At 70.6% G+C, this 19,190-nt stretch carries 17 protein-coding genes; 3 read left to right on the top strand and 14 right to left on the bottom strand.

All coding sequences use genetic code 11. From position 1 onward, the window contains the following. The first annotated feature begins 7 nt into the window (after nucleotides 1-7). From NQK81_RS06245 to NQK81_RS06255, 3 genes are all read left to right on the top strand, one after another. Nucleotides 8-685, top strand: a complete 678-nt coding sequence (locus NQK81_RS06245) for a sensor histidine kinase (RefSeq protein WP_257487450.1) — start codon at nucleotides 8-10, stop codon at nucleotides 683-685. 3 nt (nucleotides 686-688) lie between these two features. Then, entirely contained in the window at nucleotides 689-1,339 is a 651-nt protein-coding gene (locus NQK81_RS06250; protein WP_126730974.1) for a response regulator, read from the top strand. A 100-nt stretch (nucleotides 1,340-1,439) separates the two neighbouring features. Beyond that, on the top strand, nucleotides 1,440-2,063 hold the full coding sequence (locus tag NQK81_RS06255) for a helix-turn-helix transcriptional regulator (protein WP_126730972.1): 624 nt from the start codon (nucleotides 1,440-1,442) through the stop codon (nucleotides 2,061-2,063). Nucleotides 2,064-2,069: 6 nt separating this feature from the next. Here the strand turns inward: NQK81_RS06255 and NQK81_RS06260 are convergent, their stop codons facing one another. The 14 genes from NQK81_RS06260 to NQK81_RS06325 all read right to left on the bottom strand — a co-directional run bounded on the left by NQK81_RS06260 (nucleotide 2,070) and on the right by NQK81_RS06325 (nucleotide 19,188). Beyond that, nucleotides 2,070-3,389 (bottom strand): COG1470 family protein, encoded by a 1,320-nt coding sequence (locus NQK81_RS06260; protein ID WP_257487451.1) that lies wholly within the window; start codon nucleotides 3,387-3,389, stop codon nucleotides 2,070-2,072. A gap of 364 nt (nucleotides 3,390-3,753) precedes the next feature. Next, nucleotides 3,754-7,758, bottom strand: a complete 4,005-nt coding sequence (locus NQK81_RS06265) for a VWA domain-containing protein (RefSeq protein ID WP_257487452.1) — start codon at nucleotides 7,756-7,758, stop codon at nucleotides 3,754-3,756. 332 nt (nucleotides 7,759-8,090) lie between these two features. Continuing rightward, entirely contained in the window at nucleotides 8,091-9,065 is a 975-nt protein-coding gene (locus NQK81_RS06270) for an NADase-type glycan-binding domain-containing protein (RefSeq protein ID WP_257487453.1), read from the bottom strand. A gap of 2 nt (nucleotides 9,066-9,067) precedes the next feature. Then, a complete protein-coding gene (locus tag NQK81_RS06275) occupies nucleotides 9,068-9,607 on the bottom strand; it encodes a phage tail protein (RefSeq protein WP_257487454.1) in 540 nt (179 codons plus the stop codon). Then, nucleotides 9,604-11,565 (bottom strand): putative baseplate assembly protein, encoded by a 1,962-nt coding sequence (locus NQK81_RS06280; protein ID WP_257487455.1) that lies wholly within the window; start codon nucleotides 11,563-11,565, stop codon nucleotides 9,604-9,606. Before NQK81_RS06280 ends, NQK81_RS06275 begins: the two co-directional genes overlap by 4 nt. After that, nucleotides 11,565-11,975: a GPW/gp25 family protein gene (locus NQK81_RS06285; RefSeq protein WP_257487456.1), complete on the bottom strand. Its 411-nt coding sequence runs from the start codon at nucleotides 11,973-11,975 to the stop codon at nucleotides 11,565-11,567. The genes NQK81_RS06280 and NQK81_RS06285 overlap by 1 nt, the downstream gene beginning before the upstream one ends. A 1-nt stretch (nucleotide 11,976) precedes the next feature. After that, nucleotides 11,977-12,258: a PAAR domain-containing protein gene (locus NQK81_RS06290; RefSeq protein WP_126730963.1), complete on the bottom strand. Its 282-nt coding sequence runs from the start codon at nucleotides 12,256-12,258 to the stop codon at nucleotides 11,977-11,979. A gap of 231 nt (nucleotides 12,259-12,489) precedes the next feature. Beyond that, nucleotides 12,490-14,310, bottom strand: coding sequence for a VgrG-related protein (locus NQK81_RS06295; protein WP_257487457.1), 1,821 nt, complete (start codon nucleotides 14,308-14,310; stop codon nucleotides 12,490-12,492). Next, nucleotides 14,303-15,067 carry a CIS tube protein gene (locus NQK81_RS06300; RefSeq protein WP_126730959.1) on the bottom strand — a complete coding sequence of 255 codons (765 nt, stop codon included), beginning with the start codon at nucleotides 15,065-15,067 and terminating at the stop codon, nucleotides 14,303-14,305. Before NQK81_RS06300 ends, NQK81_RS06295 begins: the two co-directional genes overlap by 8 nt. A 2-nt stretch (nucleotides 15,068-15,069) precedes the next feature. Continuing rightward, nucleotides 15,070-15,516 (bottom strand): phage tail protein, encoded by a 447-nt coding sequence (locus tag NQK81_RS06305; RefSeq protein ID WP_126730957.1) that lies wholly within the window; start codon nucleotides 15,514-15,516, stop codon nucleotides 15,070-15,072. A gap of 11 nt (nucleotides 15,517-15,527) precedes the next feature. Next, nucleotides 15,528-18,137, bottom strand: coding sequence for a hypothetical protein (locus NQK81_RS06310; RefSeq protein WP_371878887.1), 2,610 nt, complete (start codon nucleotides 18,135-18,137; stop codon nucleotides 15,528-15,530). 7 nt (nucleotides 18,138-18,144) lie between these two features. After that, complete coding sequence (locus tag NQK81_RS06315) at nucleotides 18,145-18,303, bottom strand: DUF6760 family protein (protein ID WP_016333592.1); 159 nt, start codon at nucleotides 18,301-18,303, stop codon at nucleotides 18,145-18,147. After that, nucleotides 18,300-18,740 (bottom strand): hypothetical protein, encoded by a 441-nt coding sequence (locus NQK81_RS06320; protein WP_126730950.1) that lies wholly within the window; start codon nucleotides 18,738-18,740, stop codon nucleotides 18,300-18,302. The genes NQK81_RS06315 and NQK81_RS06320 overlap by 4 nt, the downstream gene beginning before the upstream one ends. Before the next feature lie 4 nt (nucleotides 18,741-18,744). After that, nucleotides 18,745-19,188: a phage tail protein gene (locus tag NQK81_RS06325; protein WP_191250584.1), complete on the bottom strand. Its 444-nt coding sequence runs from the start codon at nucleotides 19,186-19,188 to the stop codon at nucleotides 18,745-18,747. Between the last annotated feature and the right edge of the window lie 2 nt (nucleotides 19,189-19,190).

The following is a 19,190-nucleotide window of genomic DNA, read 5'->3' on the forward strand; positions in this document are numbered from 1 at the left end:
GGAGAAAATGCGCCGGACATTCGTCGTCACCGACGTAGTCCGTCCTGCCGGGTACGAAGACCGGCTCAGGACGGTGCTCAACGATCTCCACGACGGCCTCGGCCCGACCCTCGCCGTCGCAGTGCTCGGGCTGCGCGCGGCCCGTGATCTGCTCGTCCGCGACCGGGCCGGGGCCGAGCGCCTCCTGGCCCGGCTCGAGGAGGAACTCTACGGCGCCATCACCGAGTTACGCCGCATCGTGACCGACGCGCGCCCGCCGGCGCTCGACGAGACGGGCCTCGTCACGGCCGTGCGCCGGTATGCCGGGCTGCTCGCCGACCGGGTACCCGCCGAACACGGCCCGCTGGCGGTGGCGGTCGAGGTCCGCGGTGAGCTGCCTCCGCTGTCGGCCGAGGTGGAGGTCACCGCGTACCGGATCATCCGCGAGGCGCTCGTGAACATCGCCCGCCACTCCGGTGCCCGGCAGTGCGCGGTGCGCCTCTGGCCGCTGGACGGCGACCTGCGCGTGGAGATCGTCGACGACGGTGTCGGCCTCGGCGGCGAGGCGCTGCCCGCGGTCGGCGGGACCGGGCTGCGGTCGATGCGGGAACGCGCCGGCGACCTCGGCGGCGGCTGTGTGGTCGAGCCGGTGTCCTCGGGCGGTACCCGGATCGCCGCCTGGCTGCCGTTCGCCACCAAGGAGTGAGCGATGGTCCCGGAACTCCGTGTCCTCGTGGTGGACGACCATCCCGCCTTCCGGGCGGCCATCTGCGCGATCCTCGACGGTACCGACGGCATCGAGGTCGTCGGCCAGGCGCCGGACGGCCTCACCGCGGTCGCGGAGGCGGGCAGGGTGGCACCCGACGTCGTCCTGATGGATCTGAACCTCCCGGACCTCGACGGCGTCGAGGCGACCCGCCGGATCGTGGCCGCCGCCCCGCACACCGGCGTGCTCATGCTGACCATGTTCGAGAACGAAGCCGCGGTGTTCGCCGCCATGCGCGCGGGGGCGCGGGGTTATCTGCTCAAGGGGGCGCGCAACGAACAGGTCGTCCGCGCGGTACGGGTCATCGGCGACGGCGAGGCGATCTTCAGCCCGGCGATCGCGACCCGCGTGCTATCGCTGCTGGGCACGGAATCCCCGCGCGACGAGTCCTTTCCGCAGCTGACCGCGCGCGAACGGGAGATCGTGCGGCTCATCGCGCAGGGCATGGGGAACGCCTCCATCGCCGACCGCCTCGTGCTCAGCCCGAAAACGGTGCGCAACCACGTGTCCCACATCTTCCGCAAGCTCCAGGTCACCGACCGGGCTCAGGCCATCGCCAAGATCCGGAAGGCGGGCGTCGCCCGATCGGAGTAGCGAAGCGGGACAAATCGGGACACCGGGTCCCTGTTCGCGGAACCCTCCCCGAACGATCCTTGAAGAGGACGAAACGCCGTTCGCGGGGAGGGGCTCATCCATGCTCGTCGACCAGATCCCGGTGCTGCTTCACGCCACCGACACCATCACGCACGCGGGTGTCACCGCCGCGCTGCGCTCACGCCCTGAGATCCGCTTCGCCGAAGACTCCGACGAGCCGGCCGTCGTCCTGGTCATCGTCGAGCGGCTGAACGAGGAGGCACGGCAGTTGCTGCGCAGCCTCCACTGTGCCGGACGCGCGGGAATCGTGCTGGTCGCCGGCGAGGTGGAGGACTCGGAGTTGCTGGACGTCGTGGGCAACGGCGTCTCCGCCATCATCCGCCGGGGTGACGCCACCCCCGACACGCTGGTGCGGCTGGTGAAGGCGGCGGCCGCCGGGGAAGGCGCGCTGCCGCCGGATCTGCTGGGCCGTCTGCTTTCCCGGGTGTCGCGGTTGCAGCGGGACGTGCTGCAACCGAACGGCTGGGATCTGGCGGGGATGTCGCAGCGCGAGACCAAGGTGCTGCGGATGATCGCCGACGGGCTCGAGACGAAGGAGATCGCCGACCGGCTGAGCTATTCCGAGCGGACGGTGAAGTCGATCCTGCACGACATCACCAACCGTTTCCAGCTCCGCAACCGCGCTCACGCCGTCGCGTTCGCCTTGCGCGAGGGGCTGATCTGATCCGGTCTATTCGACCCGGCCGGAGAAGGAAACCGACGGGGTGCACCGGGCACCGCCTCCCGGTGCCTGGCAGCTGACGGCGAGCACGATCTTCTCCCCCGGGGCGAACCGCCAGGCCTGCAACCAGTGGTGGTCGAGGTCGCGGAAGTTCGCGAGGCCGACCTCCAGCAGGACGGTCTTGGTGCCGCCGGCGTCCCGCAGCAGCCGCAAGGTTCCGTTGTCGCCACGCGGGTTCTGCAGGATCAGGTCCGTGACGACCAACGTTTTCGCGGCGTCCGGCAAGGTGTAGGGGAATTCGGCGAAGCGGTTGACGTTCGAGTCGACGGCCGCGTCCGCCGCCACCCGGAAGTCGGTCGGTGTCCCGGCGGCGTTGCCCGCCGGATTGGGGACGCCATTCGACGGCCGGGGGCCGGGAGCCGCGCCGTCCACGGGCGGGGTCAGCCCGACGGCCTTCATCGCGTCTTCGGAGTTCTGCTTGGCCTGACCGGCGTCCTTCTTCGCCTCGCCCGCGGCGCCACCGGCCTCCTGCGCCGCCTTGATCACCTCCTGGTTCTGTTCCTGAGCGGCTTCACGAGCGGCCGATTTCACCGCGGGCCTCAGCACGGTGAACCACAGCGCCACCAACGCCAGCAACAACAGCAGCAACGCGGCCAGCGCGGGCAGCAGCCATTTCGGCAGCAGCTGCCGCTGCACCATGGTGCCTTCGGTCTTGAGTGGTTCGGCGTCGTCGGCGATGACGAACACCTGGAAGCGATGCCGTACCGGCTGACCGCGCAGGAACCGTTTCCGCGGCCTGGCCCGGAGACGGACGAACGCGGCCGTGCCCGGTGCGAGGTCGGCCCGGTTCCGTTCGAGCTCGAAGTCGAGTTCGTCCTCGGGGTCGAGCGCGCTCAGTTCGACGGCGACCGGATGGTTCCCGCGGTTGTCGACGGCGACTTCGAAGTCGGCCTTGGAACCGGCCTCCACCTTCGCCGGAACGACCTCGGCGGTCACCTCGGTGAAGGCACCGAGCCGGAGGGTGCCCTCTTCGACCACCGACCCTGCCGGGTCCTCGCTCGAAAAAACCCTGACGCCGAAGGGAATCACGCCGGCCGGGACGTCGGAAGACCGCGGCGGCGCGAACCGGACGACGACCGTGCCCGCCTCCCCCGGCATCAGGTTCACCGTCGCCGGTTCCGCGGTGGCCCAGGCGGCCGGGTCGCCGACCACCTCGATCGCGAACTGATCGACCACCCGTCCGGCGTTGCGAACGGTCACCGAGCAGCTGATCTCCTGGCCCGGTTCCGCGACCAGGCCGGCCTCCGACAGCGTCGCCGTTGCTCCCATACCCGGAAGTCTGCGCGTCCGGCGCTCCCACCGGCACCAGCGGACGGGTGTGCGGCCGTGCGCCGGTCGTTGCCCATAGGGGCAGTGCCCTCCTCGGCCTGGTGGCGGGATCTCCGTTGCCGGTCTGGCCGGTGTGCGGAGTGGCTGACATGTCGCGAAAGCCACTTTCGGGACGTCAGACGTCTCGAAAGTGGCTTTCGCGACATGTCAGGACGGGTCGGGAGAAGATCAACCGTGCCGTGTTCGCGGGCAGGGCCGGTGATGGGCTGACGGCTCCCATCGCCGCGTCCGATGCGACGAAAGGAGCCTGCAGCCCGGCGGCGGGAAACCGTGACTTCCCCGACCCGAATCCACCGACGGACACTCAGCCCCGGGTGATGAACGGCGGTTGCAGGGTGCGGAGCACGACCAGGATCGGCTCCGATCGCGCCTGGCCGAATTTCGGGCCGGCCACCGAGGTCACGTTCACGGTGCGCGGGCCGATCAGGTCGTGGTGGAAGATCAAGAAGCGCGCCTCGAATCGTCCGTCCGCGCCGACCGTGACCAGCCCCGGCGCGGAGATTCCGGCCGACCAGGCCAGCCGGACCATCGCGCCCGGCGGGAAGTCCGTTCCCCGCACGCGTGGGACGAAGCCGAGCGTGCCGACCTTCGGATCCAGTTCGACCACCGGCTGCCGGACCACCACTCGCGCGTTCGCCGTGTTGTCCGCGGCGTTGTTGTCCGGTCCCGTCGTGCTCACCGTTCCGGACACCTGGCCCTCGAAAGCGGCCTTGGCGGCCAAGGAGATCCGGACCGTCACGGTCTGACCGGGCGCCAGTGTCCCGAGCGCGCAACTTCCGCCGCCCGGCACACATCCGGGCCCGGCCGAGGTCGCCGGCAGCTGCGGTGGCAGCTGGGTCACGAGCCGGACAGCCGGCATCGGGGCCTGGGAACCGTTGTGCACCAGGTACGTCAGCACCACGTCGTCGCCGCCGGTGAACAGCGGGACCGCCGAGACCGACATGCCGACCGACAAGGAGCCGAGAGTCACCGGCGGTGCCGGTTTCCCGCCGACCGTCACGACCGCCGTCACGGAGTTGTCCCGCGGGTCCGCGTCCTGGCCGGTGGTGGTGATCGTGCCGGTCGCCGCCTGCGTTCCCGCCGTCAGGCCCGTCGCGCCGAACCGCACCCGAACTTCCTCACCCGGCACCAGCGTGCCGAAGGCGCACACCGGTTCGGGGGTGCAGGTGCCCTTGGTGGGCAGGATCGCGGACGGCCGCAGCCCGGCGGTCAGCCGGACGAACAGACCGACCGCGGGTGACGCGGTGGCCCCGCGATTGGTGACCACGAACTCGAACGTGGTGAGCCCCTCGAACGGGATCGCGGCGGGTACGGCGCTCGCGCTCACGGCGAGGTCGGGAATCCGCTGGAACGCGGGCTGTTCGGCCCCGCCGGGGCCGTCGATGAGGATCCGGCCGTCGCCGCCGGTGAACGGCACGACCGCGACCCGTGGCGGGGACTCGCCCGGGGAGTTCGTGTAGGCGATGAGCCCGCCGTCCGGTGACCACGCCGGATCGTCGACGAATCCCGTGCGCTGCACCAGGATCCGGCCCGGTCCGCCGTCCGCGGGAGCGACACAGACCAGCGTGTTGCCGCTCTGGAACGCCAGTGTGGCCCCGTCCGGCGAGACGTCCGCCGCGCCTTCCGCGCCCGCGCCGCAACCCGGCCCGAACTGCGACGAAAGATCCCGCTGGTCTCCCGGCACGACGACGTCGGGCGAAGGCTGGGTCAGGGCGACCTGCCAGACCAGCTTCCGCCGCTCCTCTCCCGGCGGGACGACGGCCATCACCGCGGTCTCGACCGCCGTGCCGTTCCTCCCGGTCGCCCGGCACGTCACTGTGGTGGCACCGACCGGGAAAAGGCTGCCGGACAAGGGAGTACAGCTCGGACTGAGCCGGCTCCCGTCCGCGTCCACCGCGCTCACGGGATACTCGATCACCGTGGGGCCGGCCCCGGTCACCGTCCGGTCGTGCAGCGTGATCAGTGGCAGCGCGGGATCCTTGACGCGCACGGTGACGTTCTCGGTGTAGCCCGGCCGCACGGTGGTTTCCCCGTTCAACCGGAACTCCACGCGGCAGCGCAGGAAGGAACCCGGCGCCGCCGCCGGGGACACCGTCACCGTTTCGGTGAACCGCGCGTCCGTGCCGCCCGGAACACGTTGCGGGCCCGCGGGATCGAACGTCATCGCGAGGCCGGGATCGCAGAAGCTCACCGGCTGGACGCTGACCGGGAGGTCACCGATACCCGCGATGATCGCCTCCGAGATCTGGCCGGGGTCGGTGCCGGGGGTGAGGACACCCTCGGTCGCCTTGGTGATCGCGGTCGCCTGTCCCCGCGCGTCGAGGCCGCGGTCGGGATCCTCGCTCGACCCGCCGGTGACCGCGGGCACGGCGACCACGCTGATCTTCGCCGCGTTCAGTGCGGCGATCACCTCCGCCCTCGGTGGGGTCTCGTGGCTCGCCGCGTCCCCGACCAGCACGACGACCCGGCTGCTGCCCGGACGGAAGGTGATGGCTCCGGTCGCGACCTTCTGCAGGGCGAGCAGCCAGTCCTCGGCGGTGTCTCCGCCGCCCGTCGCCTCGATCCGGGCGAACGCGTCGGACAGGAGCTTCCGCTCGGCGTCGGTGCCCGCCGGGGTCAGCGGCTGCTGCACGACGAACGGCCGCGGGGCGGGGTCTCCCACGTCCCCGAACGCCGCGACCGCGAACCATGCGTCCTTCTCCCGGTCCCGCACGCTGTCGACGACCTTGCCGAGGTTCGTCTTGACCTCCTCGATCACCCCGCCCATGGAACCGGTCTGGTCCATCAGCAGGACGACGTCCGGCAGCGACCGGATCCGGTCGGTCTGCACCGTCTTGCCGATCCGCGTGGAACCGCCGCGACCGACCGGGACGTCGACCATCGCGGGGTCCACTCTGGACGGTCCCGGTGGCCCGATCCGGGTGGCGGCCCGGGTGAAGGTGATCTTGGTGCCGTCCGCCGACCATGCCGGCTGCGAATCGTCACCGCGCAGATGCGCCGGGATCGGGATGTCGGCGAGAAGACGGCCGTCCGCGACGCGCACGATCCGCACGAAACTGTCGGAACCATCCCCGATGAACACGGTCCGGGTGAACGCGATCTTCGTGGCGTCCGGCGACCATGCCGGGTGGCGCTCGCGCTTACCGTCCTCGGCCCCGGTCAGCGGCCTCGGCACGCCGCCGTCGGCGTTCGCCACGACGATCCGGCTGCTGCGGAACTCCCCGGTCCCGAATTCCGTGTAGGCCAGCGAAGCCCCGTCCGGGGAGAAAGCGGGGTCGGCTTCGTCGGCGTCCGGCCGGTTCGTGAGGTCGCGGCGATCGCCACCGCGCGCGTCCGCGCTCCAGATGTCGGTGGTGTCCCCGCCGCGGAGCTGGGTGAACACCGGCTGGCCACCGGTGCGGAACGTCGGTTCGGTCTCGCCGGTCCCGGGCTGCGCGGAGATCACCGAGACCTGACCGCCCACGACCTGTTTGACGTCACCGAGCGGATCCGGTTGACGAGTGGTGAAGGCCAGCCGCGCACCGTCCGGCGACCACGCGGGCTCGGACGAATCGCCCGGCTCCGGGACCGCCCTGGTGACCGCGCCGCCGGTGTCGGCCATGACCACGACGTCCCCGGCCGGGTCGAATCTGGTGGTGGTGAACGCGATCCGTGAACCGGTGGGAGCCCAGGCGGGCTGGGTGTCCGCGCCGGGGTCGTTGGTCAGGCGCGTCGGCGGGCCTCCGCCCGCCGGCACGATGTAGAGGTCACCGGCCGGATCCTCGCCGGTACCGCTGAACACGAGACGGCCGCCGTCGGGCGACCAGCTCGGCGCATCCTCCACCGCCGGCCCGGAGGTCACCTGGCGCAGGCCGCGGCCGTCGACGCCGATGACGAAGATGTCCTTGCTGCCCGTGCGTTCCGAGACGAACGCGACCGACGAACCGTCGGGCGACAACGCCGGACGCGTGTCGGCGGTCGCGTCGTCGGTCAGGCGGGCCGGAACCCGGGTGCCGTCCCGCAGGTACCAGATCTCGCCGTCGCGCTCGGCACCGTCACGGAGGGCACGTTTGCTCACCCACACCAGTCCGCCGTTGCCCGCGGACGCGTCGGAATCGACGCTCGCGGCACCCGCGGGCAGCGCCTCCACCACGCCCTCGCCGGTCGCCTGGACCAGGCCCGTGGTCGCGGCGCTGACGTAGCCGACACGGTAGGGCGCGGCGGGCGGCGCGGGTTGTTGCGCCGCGGTCGGCGCGAACACCCCGGTGATCGCCGCCCCGCCCAGCACCGCGACCAACGCGATCGCCGCCACCGCTCGGTTCGGGCGCATGGTCATCCAGTCCTTCCTCAGGTTTCGAGGGCCTCGATCAGCCCGTGAAAGGGCGAGGTGGCGTGTTGCGAAAGCCACTTTCGCAACGTTGAAGGTTGGGAAAGTGGCTTTCGCAACGTCGACGGCCTCAGCGGCCTGCCCACATGACTTGAACGCGTGTCGCGAAAGCCACTTTCGGGACGTGTGGTGTCCCGAAAGTGGCTTTCGCGACACGCGCGCCGACGGAGCCACGAGCCGACTGCCCACCTCACCAGCAACATTTCCCTTACCCCTCACTACAACGGCCATTCCCACCCACGACCCCCACGCAAAGCGCGGTCTGGTGTGGACGGTCAACCCGCCTCGAACAGCTCGATCTCGGAGATCGCGACGTCCATGCCGTCCAGCGAGCGATGCAGCCCGACCACGTGCAGCTCGACGCCGGTCGCACCCGCGCTGTTCTCGATCGGGACCTCCTGGGCGTCCGGCGTGTCGGCCAGCACCATGTCGTAGGTCTTGCCGGTGGAGAACACGAGATGCAGGGTCTTCGGCCGGTGCGCGGCCTGGAAGTTCGCGCCGTTGCCGGAATGCACGATCGCCTTCCGCAGATCGACCGGACGGTCGAAGGTGAACACCAGTACGGGTTCGCTCTGGGCGGGCGCCGCCCAGAAGGTGTTCGTGGCGTTGTCGCCCGCCAGGTTTCCCGGATGCCCTGGCGACTGCGCGGTCGCGGTCACCTTGCTCGGGCGTACCGGGTTCAGCTTCGTTTCGAAGATCCCCGTCGTCTGATTCCACAGGCCGACGGCGGCGGTGTTGATCGCGCCCCGGAACGGTTGATACAGCGCGTAGATCAGCGCCGAGAGCAGCAACATCACCGCGATCACGCGGCGGACGGCCTTGCCGACGCGGCGTCGCGCGGCACCGGCACGGCCGGCGCGACGGCGGACACCGTCCTTACCGGGCCGCTCCCCAGCCTTGTGTTCCTTGGCGCGGCGGCCGAACAGCCGTCGCCACCACGACGTCTTCACGACCTCCGACTCGGCGAGGGAAGCGCCGCACCGGCCGCAGAAGTTGCGCGTGGGCACGTTGCCCTTGCCGCATCTGCCGCAGATCAGGTCGCCCGGGTTGAGCACCTGCTCTTCGGCCGTCCGCTGCTGCGGCTGCCGGACCGGGGCGAGCTGCTCGCCGGGCTGCACGACGTGCTGCTGGGCGGCCGGTTGCCGCGCCGCGACGGGTTCCTCGTCGTCCCATTTCAGGTACCGCCCGCATTCGCCGCAGAACTCGACGTCGGCGGGGCCCTGATGCCCGCACTCCCGGTAAATCACCATCGCTACCCCTCCACCACTTCCACCGTGACGCGCACGTGTGCGGGCACCGAGTCCACGACCGTCGCCGTCAGCCGTCGTTCGTCGATCCGCCCCCGCTCGGGCACCCGCACCCGCACGTGGACCCACGGCGGTCCCGGATCCGGGAGCGGCGCCCCGGGCTCCGGCGACGCCACGACACCGCCGCTGTCGGTCACCTCGACCGCGCCGCCGGTCAGCAGCCGCACGTGCTCGGCGAGCCCGCGCTGCGTTCCGCGCCACCGATGCAGCTCGACCGACCGGAGCACGAGTTCGCGCAACCGGGCCGGGCTCCAGCCCTCGTCGACGCGCAACGCCACCCAATGCGCCAGCCAGCCGACGAAGTCCTCCGGCGCCAGTTCCGGGTCGAGGTACCCCGGGAAGTTGTCCAGCGTGGCGAAGACCGGTGCGAGCACTTCGTCGAGCGCACCGGTGAAGCCCTGGACGAACCGGTCCTCGGCGTAGACCGAGGGCAGTTGCTCGCCGATCGGATGCGGGCTCGGCAGCCCGGGCACGGCCGCTCTCATCCGTCACTCTCCCGGACCCGGACCTGATGCCCGAACGAGAACGCGAGCGCGTGCGGCGGCAGGTCGAGCCGGTCGACCTGCTCGCCGCGTTCCCGCGTGATCGGATTGGCCGCGAACAGGCGGACGTCCTCGACCATCTCGACCCCGGGAAGCCGTTGCAGCACCGCGAACACCTCACCGGACCGCACCGGCCGCCCGAACGGCCAGCCCTCGCCGTCCGGCCCGCCGGTGAGCGGGTTGAAGTAGTCGTAGAGCGCCTGCGTCGCCCGCGGGCCGAGGGCGCCGGGGCTGGTCCGGCGGCGCGCCTTCAGCCGGGCGACGACCGTGACCCCGTGGTAGAACGGCGCTTCCACGGAAACGAGCGCGCCGACGCAGCGGCGTTCGTCCAGATACCGCTCGATCCGCGTCCGCATCCCGGATTCGAGCATCAGCGTCGCGAAGTTCAGCTCGCCGGTGTCGGGAACGGCGGGCACGACGAGGACGCGGACCGCACCGGTCTCGCGGCCGTCGGGGCCGTGCGCGGGTACACAACGAACTCTCGCCGCCTCGGGCGCCGCTTCGCGCGCGAGCTGTTCGTAGTCCTCGGCGGTGACGGCGCGGTCGCGGGTGCGCAGCAGCAGCGGGCCGCGGACCGCCGCGTCCCGTACCGACTCGCCGTCCACCCCGCCGGTCGCCGGGCGGCGGTTCACCACGGTGCTGACGAACGGGATCGGATCCCGTTGCACCTCGAGTACTTCGCGGGCGACGTTCCCGCGCCGGCCGCCACCGGCCCGGTACGCGGGCACCCGGATCGCGGCGGACTTGGCCGGAACGGCACCGTAGTACCTCAGGCCGCCCTCGGGCTGGCGCACGGCCGGGCCGAACGCGATCTCACCGTTCACCCGGTCGAGCTGGACGTGCCGGTCGTCCGGACCCGACTCGGCGAACGAGGACACCTCGGTCCACTCCTGCCAGCCGTCGGGACCGGACACCTCCACGATCAGCTCGTCCCCGCCGGCGACCACCGGACGCCTGCCGAGCGGGAACCGCTGGCCGGGCAGGCCGTCCGAGGTGCCGACGACCTCGCCGCGCACGACCTCGGCGTGCACCGCGCCGACCGTGCCGCCGATGGTCGACGCCTCGACCGAACGCAGCCGCGGTGGCCGCTGGAAGAACGGCTGATACCGCTTCGGTTCCGTCAACCGGCACCGGACCCACCCCGCGTGCCTGCCGGCGAGCACCGACACCGCGTGCCCCTGCGGCACGTGCAAGACGACGTCACCAGGCCGGTTGAACGCGCCGGTGCTGTCCCGGTCGATCTCACCGGCCACCCAGCCGTGCCCGTCCCATGCCTCCCACACCCACGGCGGGTCTTGCGGGTCGACGCCCTGTCCCTCGACCTCGCAGTCCATCCGCAGCAGCACCGCGCAGCCGGGCACGGCGTCCGACAGTCCGAAGTAGACGGAATCGCCAGGCGCGGGATTTTCGGCGAAGCACGCGGGTTCGCCGCCGACCAGCAGCTCGTCGGTGCGGTCGACCGGTGGCGCACCGGTGTCCGAACCGCCGGTCGCCAGGCCCGCGAGCGAACACGGCACGATCGTCAGCGTCCGCTCCACGGTGAACACGACCGGGTCCTCGACCTCGTCGCGCACACTCGCGACCTGGTTCCCCGCGGGGACGACCACCGGGACGTCGCGCGCCGCCGAGAGCCAGAACGTCACGTCGGCGCGCGCGGCGGCCGGTGGGAACAACCGCACGCCGATGAGGTCGAGGAACCGCAGGTAGTGCAGGTCCGGCACGCGGTTGAGCCGGTAGAGCAGCTGGTCGACCATCTGCGCGAACGTCTCGATCAGTGTCACGCCGGGATCGGAGACGTTGTGGTCCGTCCATTCCGGACAGTTACGCTGGACGAGGTACTTGGCTTCGTCGACCAGGTCCTGGAACCGCCGGTCGTCGAGGTTGGGCAGGGGCAGCGACATCACACACCGTCCTGAACGGACTCGTGCGGCGGGATGACGTAGAACGGGAAGACCAGGTTGCGCGGGTCATTGGTCCCGCGCAACCGGTACTTGATGTCGATCAGCAGCGTGCCGCGATCGGCCTCGGAGAACCCGACCACGACTTCGGTGAGCGTGATCCGCGGCTCCCACCGTTCCAGCGCGGTGCGCACCTCGTAGGCGATCTGCCCGGCGGTGGCCGAATCGGCGGGCGCGAACACGAGATCGTGCACCGCGCAGCCGAATTCCGGCCGCATCGGCCGTTCACCGGGGGCGGTGGCCAGTATCAGCCGGATACTCTCGACGACCTCGCGTTCACCGCCGACCAAGGCGATCGAACCCGTCGCGTCGGTGCGCACCGGGAACGCCAGTCCCCTGCCGAGGAAATCCACGTCAGCCTCCGATCAGGACGGTCGGGCAGCCCAGTACGATCGGCGCGCCGCAGGCGGCCAGATCGCCCATCCGCGCCGCGGGCAGGCCGCCGATCAGCACCGTCGGGCAGCCCGGAGGCGCGATCGGTGTCGGCGGATGCACCGCGGGCGGCGGGAACGAGCAGGTGTGCACCGTGCCGACGGTGGCGGCGGGCATCCCGCCGATGAGCACGGTCGGCACGCCGGGCCCGGCGATGACGCCCGGATGCCCGGTCGGGTCGCCGACCCTCGCTGCTGGTGGCATGCCCACTCCTCTCAGTTGCTCAAGACCCGGCGGGTCTCGGTTGCCGGTCTGCGTGGTGCGCGAGGTCACCGGCATGTCGCGAAAGCCACTTTCGGGACGTCAGGTGTCGCGAAAGTGGCTTTCGCGACATGCCACGACCGTTGAGCGGAAGGTCGACCGCGTCGTGCCCGTGGGTGGGGCCTCCGGCCCAGGCGAGGCCGGTTTTCGCGTACATCTCAGCTCCACCCTCCCCTAGTTGATCTTGACCACGCTGCCGCGCACGGTCACCATGCCGCTCGCGGTCAGCTCCGCCTGGCCCTGTCCCTTGACCGCGACCGTCGCGCCTTCGACCTGCACGCCCGCCGTGCCCGACAGCTTCAGGCTGCTGCTCGCCTCGACGGTCGCCTCGGTCATCGACTTCACGGAAACCTTCTGGCCCTTGAGCTCCAGCGGACCGCTGCCCGCGTCGATGCTCACCCCGTTCCGCGCCTTCACCGTGACGCCCTTGCCGCTGGTCACCTCGATCATCTGGTTCTTCTGGTCGAGTTTGACCACCAGCTTCCCGTCCCCGGAGGCGACGACGATGCCGTCCTGTTCGGCGAATTCGAGCTTGTGCCCCTTGCGCGAAACGAAGCCCCGTACGGCGATCTCGCCGCTGTTGCCGTCGATCGGCGACGCGGTGAACTTCGGGACCGCGTCTACGCCGTTATACAACCCGCCCAGGACGTACGGCGCCTCGAAGTCGCCTTGCTCGAAGCCGACGAGCACTTCGTCGCCCACCTCGGAAAGGACCATCGCGCCCCGCCCGTTCCCGGCGCCGGGCTGCACCGTGCGCGCCCAGTTGCTGGTGAAGTTCTGATCCAGCCAAGGAAAGGTCAGCTTGACCCGGCCGAGCCCGGCGGGATCCCTCGCGTCGCTGACCACCGCCGGCACCACTCCGGGCCACGCCGAGGGCCCCTGGCCACCGGCGACCAGCCCGTAGAGGGAGCGTTCCTGCCTGCCGGAGACGGTGAACTCGGTGGTGTAGCCGACTTCCGCGTTGAACAGGTGCCGGGTGCTGGTGAGCGTGTACTTGCCGGCGAACGGCTTGCCGACGCCGGTCAGCGTCACCGCCGCGCCCGCCCGGAGTTTCGGATTGCCCTTGGCCACCCCGTCGAGTTCGGTGCAGGCGCCGCCGAGCCGTTCGGACAGCGCGACCGCCGCGGCCTTGGCCTCGGCCTGCGTCCGCCGCGGCGTGTCCGCCGAAACGTATTTGGGGCTGGCGAACTTGTTCGCGAGCGCGACCGGGTCGACGCCCTCGACCTCGGTTCCCGCGTTCGTCGGCTTTTCGACGGCCACCAAGGGCTTCTTCCGCTCGATGTCCCAGCCGCGGGCCTCGACCTCGGGCACCTGCTCGGCCGCGGTGACGCTGGCGCGCAGGCTGACCAGCGTCCGATGTGCCTCGAGCACCAGCGGGTCGGTGTTGGCCTTCGCAGTGACGGCGGGCGCGGCCGAAGGCTTCTCGGCGAGGCTGAAGTCCAGCGCGCCGCCGCGTACCGCGATCTGGGCGCCGACCGATTCGGCCAGCCGGGACAGGAACTCCCAGTCACTGACGTTGTCCTGGCTGAACTGCGTATGCGGGCGGCCGCCGACGCCGCGGACCGCGTCGATCTTGCCGACCTTCAGCCCGGCCCGCTGGGTCACCTTCCTGACGACGTCGGCGAGGCTCATCCCCGGGTAGACCGCGACCCGGCGGCCGCGGAACAGCCGGTGCGCGTGGTCGTAGCCGCGTACCTCGGTGAAGGTGCCGATCCGGTCGAGGTCGATCGCGACCGCGGTGACCTCGCCGGAAAGCAGCTCCTGCGGCCCTTCGGGATCGGAGGTCTGCACCTTCAGCTTGACGGGCACCCCGACGGTGAACTTCCCCTTGTCCAGCACCACGTGCCCGGAGTCGCGGAAGCGCAGGACGAACATGTCCGGCAGGTTCCGGCTGTCGTCGACATAGGCGTAGGAGAGCAGCGTCTTCACGTCGTCGGGCAGCGGTCCCCCGGCGACCTCGACGATGAGGTTGTTCGCGAAACTCTCGTTAGCCATCGAGTTCCTCCAGCGCCGGCACGAGCAACCGGGTGCCGGGCCGCATGCGCATCGGGTCGTCGATGTCGTTGGCGTCGGCGATCTCACGCCACTTCCCCGCGTCGCCATAGGCCCGGAACGCCACCGCCTGCAGGGAATCTCCGGCGACGAAGACATGCGTGTCCCGTGCCGCCAGGGCGCCCGAGGTCGGGTTCTGCCCGCTCAGCTCACCGGCGATCTCCTCCAGGTTCACCGTGCACACCGCGCGCACCGGCGTGCCCGACGGCGTGAACAGCGTGTACTTCGCGGTGACGTTGGCGACGTAAGCGGGAAATCCGGTCATACCGCCCCATTTGAAGATCACCCACGGCGGCGAACCCTTGCCGTGCTGCCGGCTTTCCTCGGTGGCGACGCAGCAGGTGAAGAGCTGCTCGACCTTCTTGACGACGGCGTCGTCCATTTTGTCGGTGGCGTCGAGGAACATCTCCAGCGCGAGCTTGCACGGGTCCGAGCCCTTGAACTCGGGTGGCCCGCTCTTCTTCGCGTTGCGCTGCGGGTCACGGCCCCATTTGGCGTTCTTGGTGAGCGAGAGTTCCTTGGGGTTGAACTGGAACTTGATCTCGAACAGCTTGGCGCCGGGCTGCCCGGTGCCGCCGGACTGCGGGGGTTTGCGGACTTCGAGCAGCGCGCGCTGAAGGTTGTTCGGCGCCGGTTCGCCGGAGCCGTACGCCGCGGGCGGCTGGGATCCGGCGGAGGTGAACGTGACGGGCGAGGACATGGCTAGCCCTTCTTCGCCGGGCTGAGAAAGCCGTGGTGGGCCAGTTCGAGGGTCTCGGTGGCGACCTTCGGCGAGTCGGGTGAGAGTTGCGGCCCGCTCCAGCGCACGGGGACGACACCCTCCAGCGACCAGCTGGCGATCACGGTGCCTTCGAGGGTGCGCGCTTCGATGGTCGCGGTCTTGCGCTGGATGCCGCCCGCCATGTCGGCGAACCATTTCGTGATCTGCGAGCTCGCCTCGGTGACCGGACGGGAGAGCTTGACGTTGGAGTACTTGATCCGCGTCGGGAGCTGCCAGACCATCCCGTTGTTGCCGCCCTCTTCCCGTTGCTCCATGACGAACTCGCAGCCCAGCCCGTCGCAACTGCTGAAGGCGCCTAGGTTGCCGAGGTTCTTGTCGTCGAGCTTGACCACGTAGCAGACGGCGACGGCTTCTTCCGCGTCCGGCATCGGTTCCTCCTTCAGTGCGGGCGATCGGTGAGCGCGCCGCGGCGCTCACGGTCGAGGCGGAGTTCGGTCTTCAGCCGCCGGAGCAGCGGGTCGAAAAGCTTCTTCACGAGTTCCTCGGTCTCCGGCTGCGCGGCCGGTACCGCCGCCGCGGCCGGCGTCGTGACCGGCGGTGCGACGGGCTCCGGTGGGGGTGCTTCCGGCTCGCGCTGGAGGACCGGGGCCTCGGACTGCCGCGACACGACGACGGGCGGCACGTTGAGCACGAGGCCCGTGCCGTGGTCGACGGTCTCACCCTGCGCGGTGCGTTGCACCGTCCGCAGGATGTCCATTGTGGATGGTCGACCGGTCTGTACGGGTGGCGCGGCTTCGGCGATCCTCGCCACCGGCAACGGTCCGGTTCCCTCGGCGGTCACCGGGTTGCCGTTGCGCGGCAACAGTGGCCGCGGAGCCGGGTCGGGACGGTCGGCGATTCTCGAGACCGGAAGGGTCGTCATCGACGGCTGAGCCACTGCCCCGTCCTCCCGGGGAGAGGCCACTGTCAGAAGAACCGTGCTGGTCGTTCGCGGCTCCGGGCTCGGTTCGATCTTCGGCGGTGCCGGGCTGTCCAGGACCCGGACCGACGGCGGTGGGTTCGTGTTCCGGCGAGCCTCGACCGTCCGGGACACGGTGAGTGTGGGCAGCTGCGCGCTCCCACCGGCCTGGCCGGTGAGCGTCGGCCGGCTCGCTGGTACGGGTGATGTGACGGTCGCGCCTTCGATGGCCCGTGCCACCGGCAGCGGCGCCGTCCGCTCCGGCGGGGATGAAGCACTCACTGAGCCGCCCGGTGTCCCGGGCGGCTCCGCGGCTTCGGGGGATTCGAAGGTAGTGATCGGCGAAGATCGCGACGAGATCGCGATCGGCGCGCCTTCTTCGAGCGTCCCCGGCGGTCCGGCACCGGCAGGCCCCGGTAGCGGTGATTCGTCGCGGAGACGTTGCACCGGCTTGAAGACCGTCGGCAGGTCCTGTCGCTTCGGCGACGACACCTCCAGCGCCGATTCGACAACCGAACGTTGAACGCCCTCCCCCGCCGACGTCCGCATGCCCTGCCACTTCGGCGACGACACCTCCAGCGCCGACTCGACAACCGAACGTTGAACGCCCTCCCCCGCCGACGTCCGCATGGCCTGCCGCTTCGGTGACGGCATCTCCAGCGCCGATTCGACGACCGAACGCTGGACAGCATCCGCAGCCGATGTCCGCATGGCTTGCCGCTTCGATGACGGCATCTCCAGCGCCGATTCGACAACCGAACGCTGAACGCCCTCCCCCGCCGATGTCCGCATGGCCTGCCGCTTCGGCGACGACACCTCCAGCGCCGATTCGACAACCGAACGCTGGACAGCCTCCCCCGCCGATGTTCGCGACACCGTTGCCGAGGTGCCCAGCGTCGGCGTCTCGACCGGCCCCGCCGGTGGGATCCGTTCCGCTCCCTCCGCGATCCGTGCGACCGGCCGCGGAACGTCGTCCGGGACCGGCGCGGTCTCTTCGGCGGGCAACGCGGGAAGCACCGGGGTTTCGACGGCACCCGTCAGTGGCGCGTCCGGCTCCGCGGCACTGTCTTCGGCTGCCGGTACGGGCGGCTCGGGTTCGGTGGCCATCGGCTCGGGTTCGGCGGCGGTCGATTCGACGTGGGCCGGCTCGACAGTGGCCGGCCCGGCGGGCGGCGAAACCGGCGTTCGCGGCTCACCCGCGTCCGGCACGATCGGTGCGCCGAGCCCGAGCCGACGCGGCGATGGCGCGGCTTGCTCGGTCCGTTGGACGACCGGTAGCGCCGGCCGCATCGGCTCACCCGGAGCCTTCGCCGAGGCAGCTGGCTCGATGACGGAGAGCTGCGCGGAATCGGGCACCGGCTGGACAGGCACCGTCTCGAACGACCGGGTATCCGCCGGCTCGGGCTCCGAATCCACCGTGCCGTGGTCCGGTGTCGCAGTGTCCACCAGTGGCAGCTCGGACGGCGCCGGACTGTCCACAGGAGACTGCTCGACCGCCGAAATCCGCGGGTGAGCCGGAGGCATCGGGGCTTCCTGCCGGACGGCCTGGACGGTCCTCACCGGCGGATCGGCGGTCGGCGACGGCATCGTCGGCCGGTCGGCTTCACGCGACGCGGCCGCGACGACCGGTAGCACGAAAGCGGGCGTCGGCGCCAAAACCGGCCCGGGCTCGTCTGGATGCAGGGTCGTGGATTCCAGTTCCGGGGCAGGACTTTCGGCCACAGGAGAGCCCGGCTCGGCATCGCGTTGCACCGACATCCCCCACAGGCGTGACAGCACGCCACGTTTGCGGGCCGACCGCTGCACCACGGGCATGTCCGGCGCCGGCATCGGTGCCCGCGCGTGACCACCGATGACCCCCGCGGGCTCCGCCGGACCGACGCGATGGCCCAGCGGTTCCAGGTAGGCCGGGCTCCGCCAGGACGTCAACGAGGAACTGAACCGCTGCACCGGGTTGATCAGCGGATGCTCGGCGACGACGCGCTGGATCGGCGGCAGGCTTCGCCATTCGGCACGGGTGACCGGCAGAACGGCCGGAGCCGTCGCGGGCCGCGAGGGCGAGTCCGGCTCCTTCCTGCGCCACCTCCACATCGCCACGTCACCGTCCCTCGCTCATCCGCGTGTTGATCCGGGCGATCTCGGCGACGTAGGTCAACCGGTCGTGGTGTTCGAGGTCGAGGATGTCGTCGAGCGACCAGTGCAGGTGATAGGCGACGTACGCGACTTCCTCGTGCAGCCGTCCGGCCGCGTACGTCACGATTCCCCCAGGCGGCCACCGGCGACGTCGACGACGAACTCGTGGCCGCACTCCGGGCAGGCGACACCCGCCCGCGTATGGCCTTCGCTGTTGATCCGGCGGTACATGTCCTGCAGGAACGCCAGATCCGAAGCGAACAGGTTCTCGATGACCCCGGCGTGCACGTCGGTGACGTCGCCGATCCGGGTGATCACCCTCGCCAGCAGCACCACCGTGAGGAAGGCCGAGTTCTCGCGGACCCGGTCGTCCCGCAGCGGGACGAGTTCGTCCCGCGCGGTCGCCAGCCGCATCACCCCGGAGTGGTGCACCTTCCCCGCGTCGTCGACGTACCCGCGCGGGAGTTCGAAGGCGAACTCGGTCCGCAGTTTCGGCCGAGCCTGCTCCTCCGGCACGACGGGGGCTTCTTCGGCCGGCGCCGACGCCATCACCCTGCGCATGGGCTCACTCGACTTCCATCTGCTCGTAGGTGACCACGAGCTTCTCGGTGAGCACACTGGTGTCGCCCGCCTTCAGCGCACCGATCTCCAGGCTCTTCGGCCACGCGTTGGTGAGCTTGTAGCGTTTGAGCGGGGTGCCTTCGTAGTCGTAGACGATGATCGCGCCGCCCTTACGAGCGGAACCCATCTTGCCGAAGTGCGCGTCCTTGACCCATTTCTCGAAGCTGCTGTCTTCGGTCAGGCCGCGGGTCAGCGTCACCTCGCCCGCCTTCGGCCGGCCGGGGAGCTTCTTGATGACGTACTTGCCGTCCACGGTGTTCTGCTTGAGCTCGATGACGTCCTGCTCCATCTTCAGTCCGGAGACCTCGGAGATCTGCTTGATCTGAACGCCGTCGATCTCGAGCCCGAAGGAGCAGCCGACGGCCTTGTCAAGATCGGGAAGTGCCATTT

The organism is Amycolatopsis roodepoortensis (genome assembly GCF_024628825.1).
GTDB classification, from domain to species: Bacteria; Actinomycetota; Actinomycetes; order Mycobacteriales; family Pseudonocardiaceae; genus Amycolatopsis; species Amycolatopsis roodepoortensis.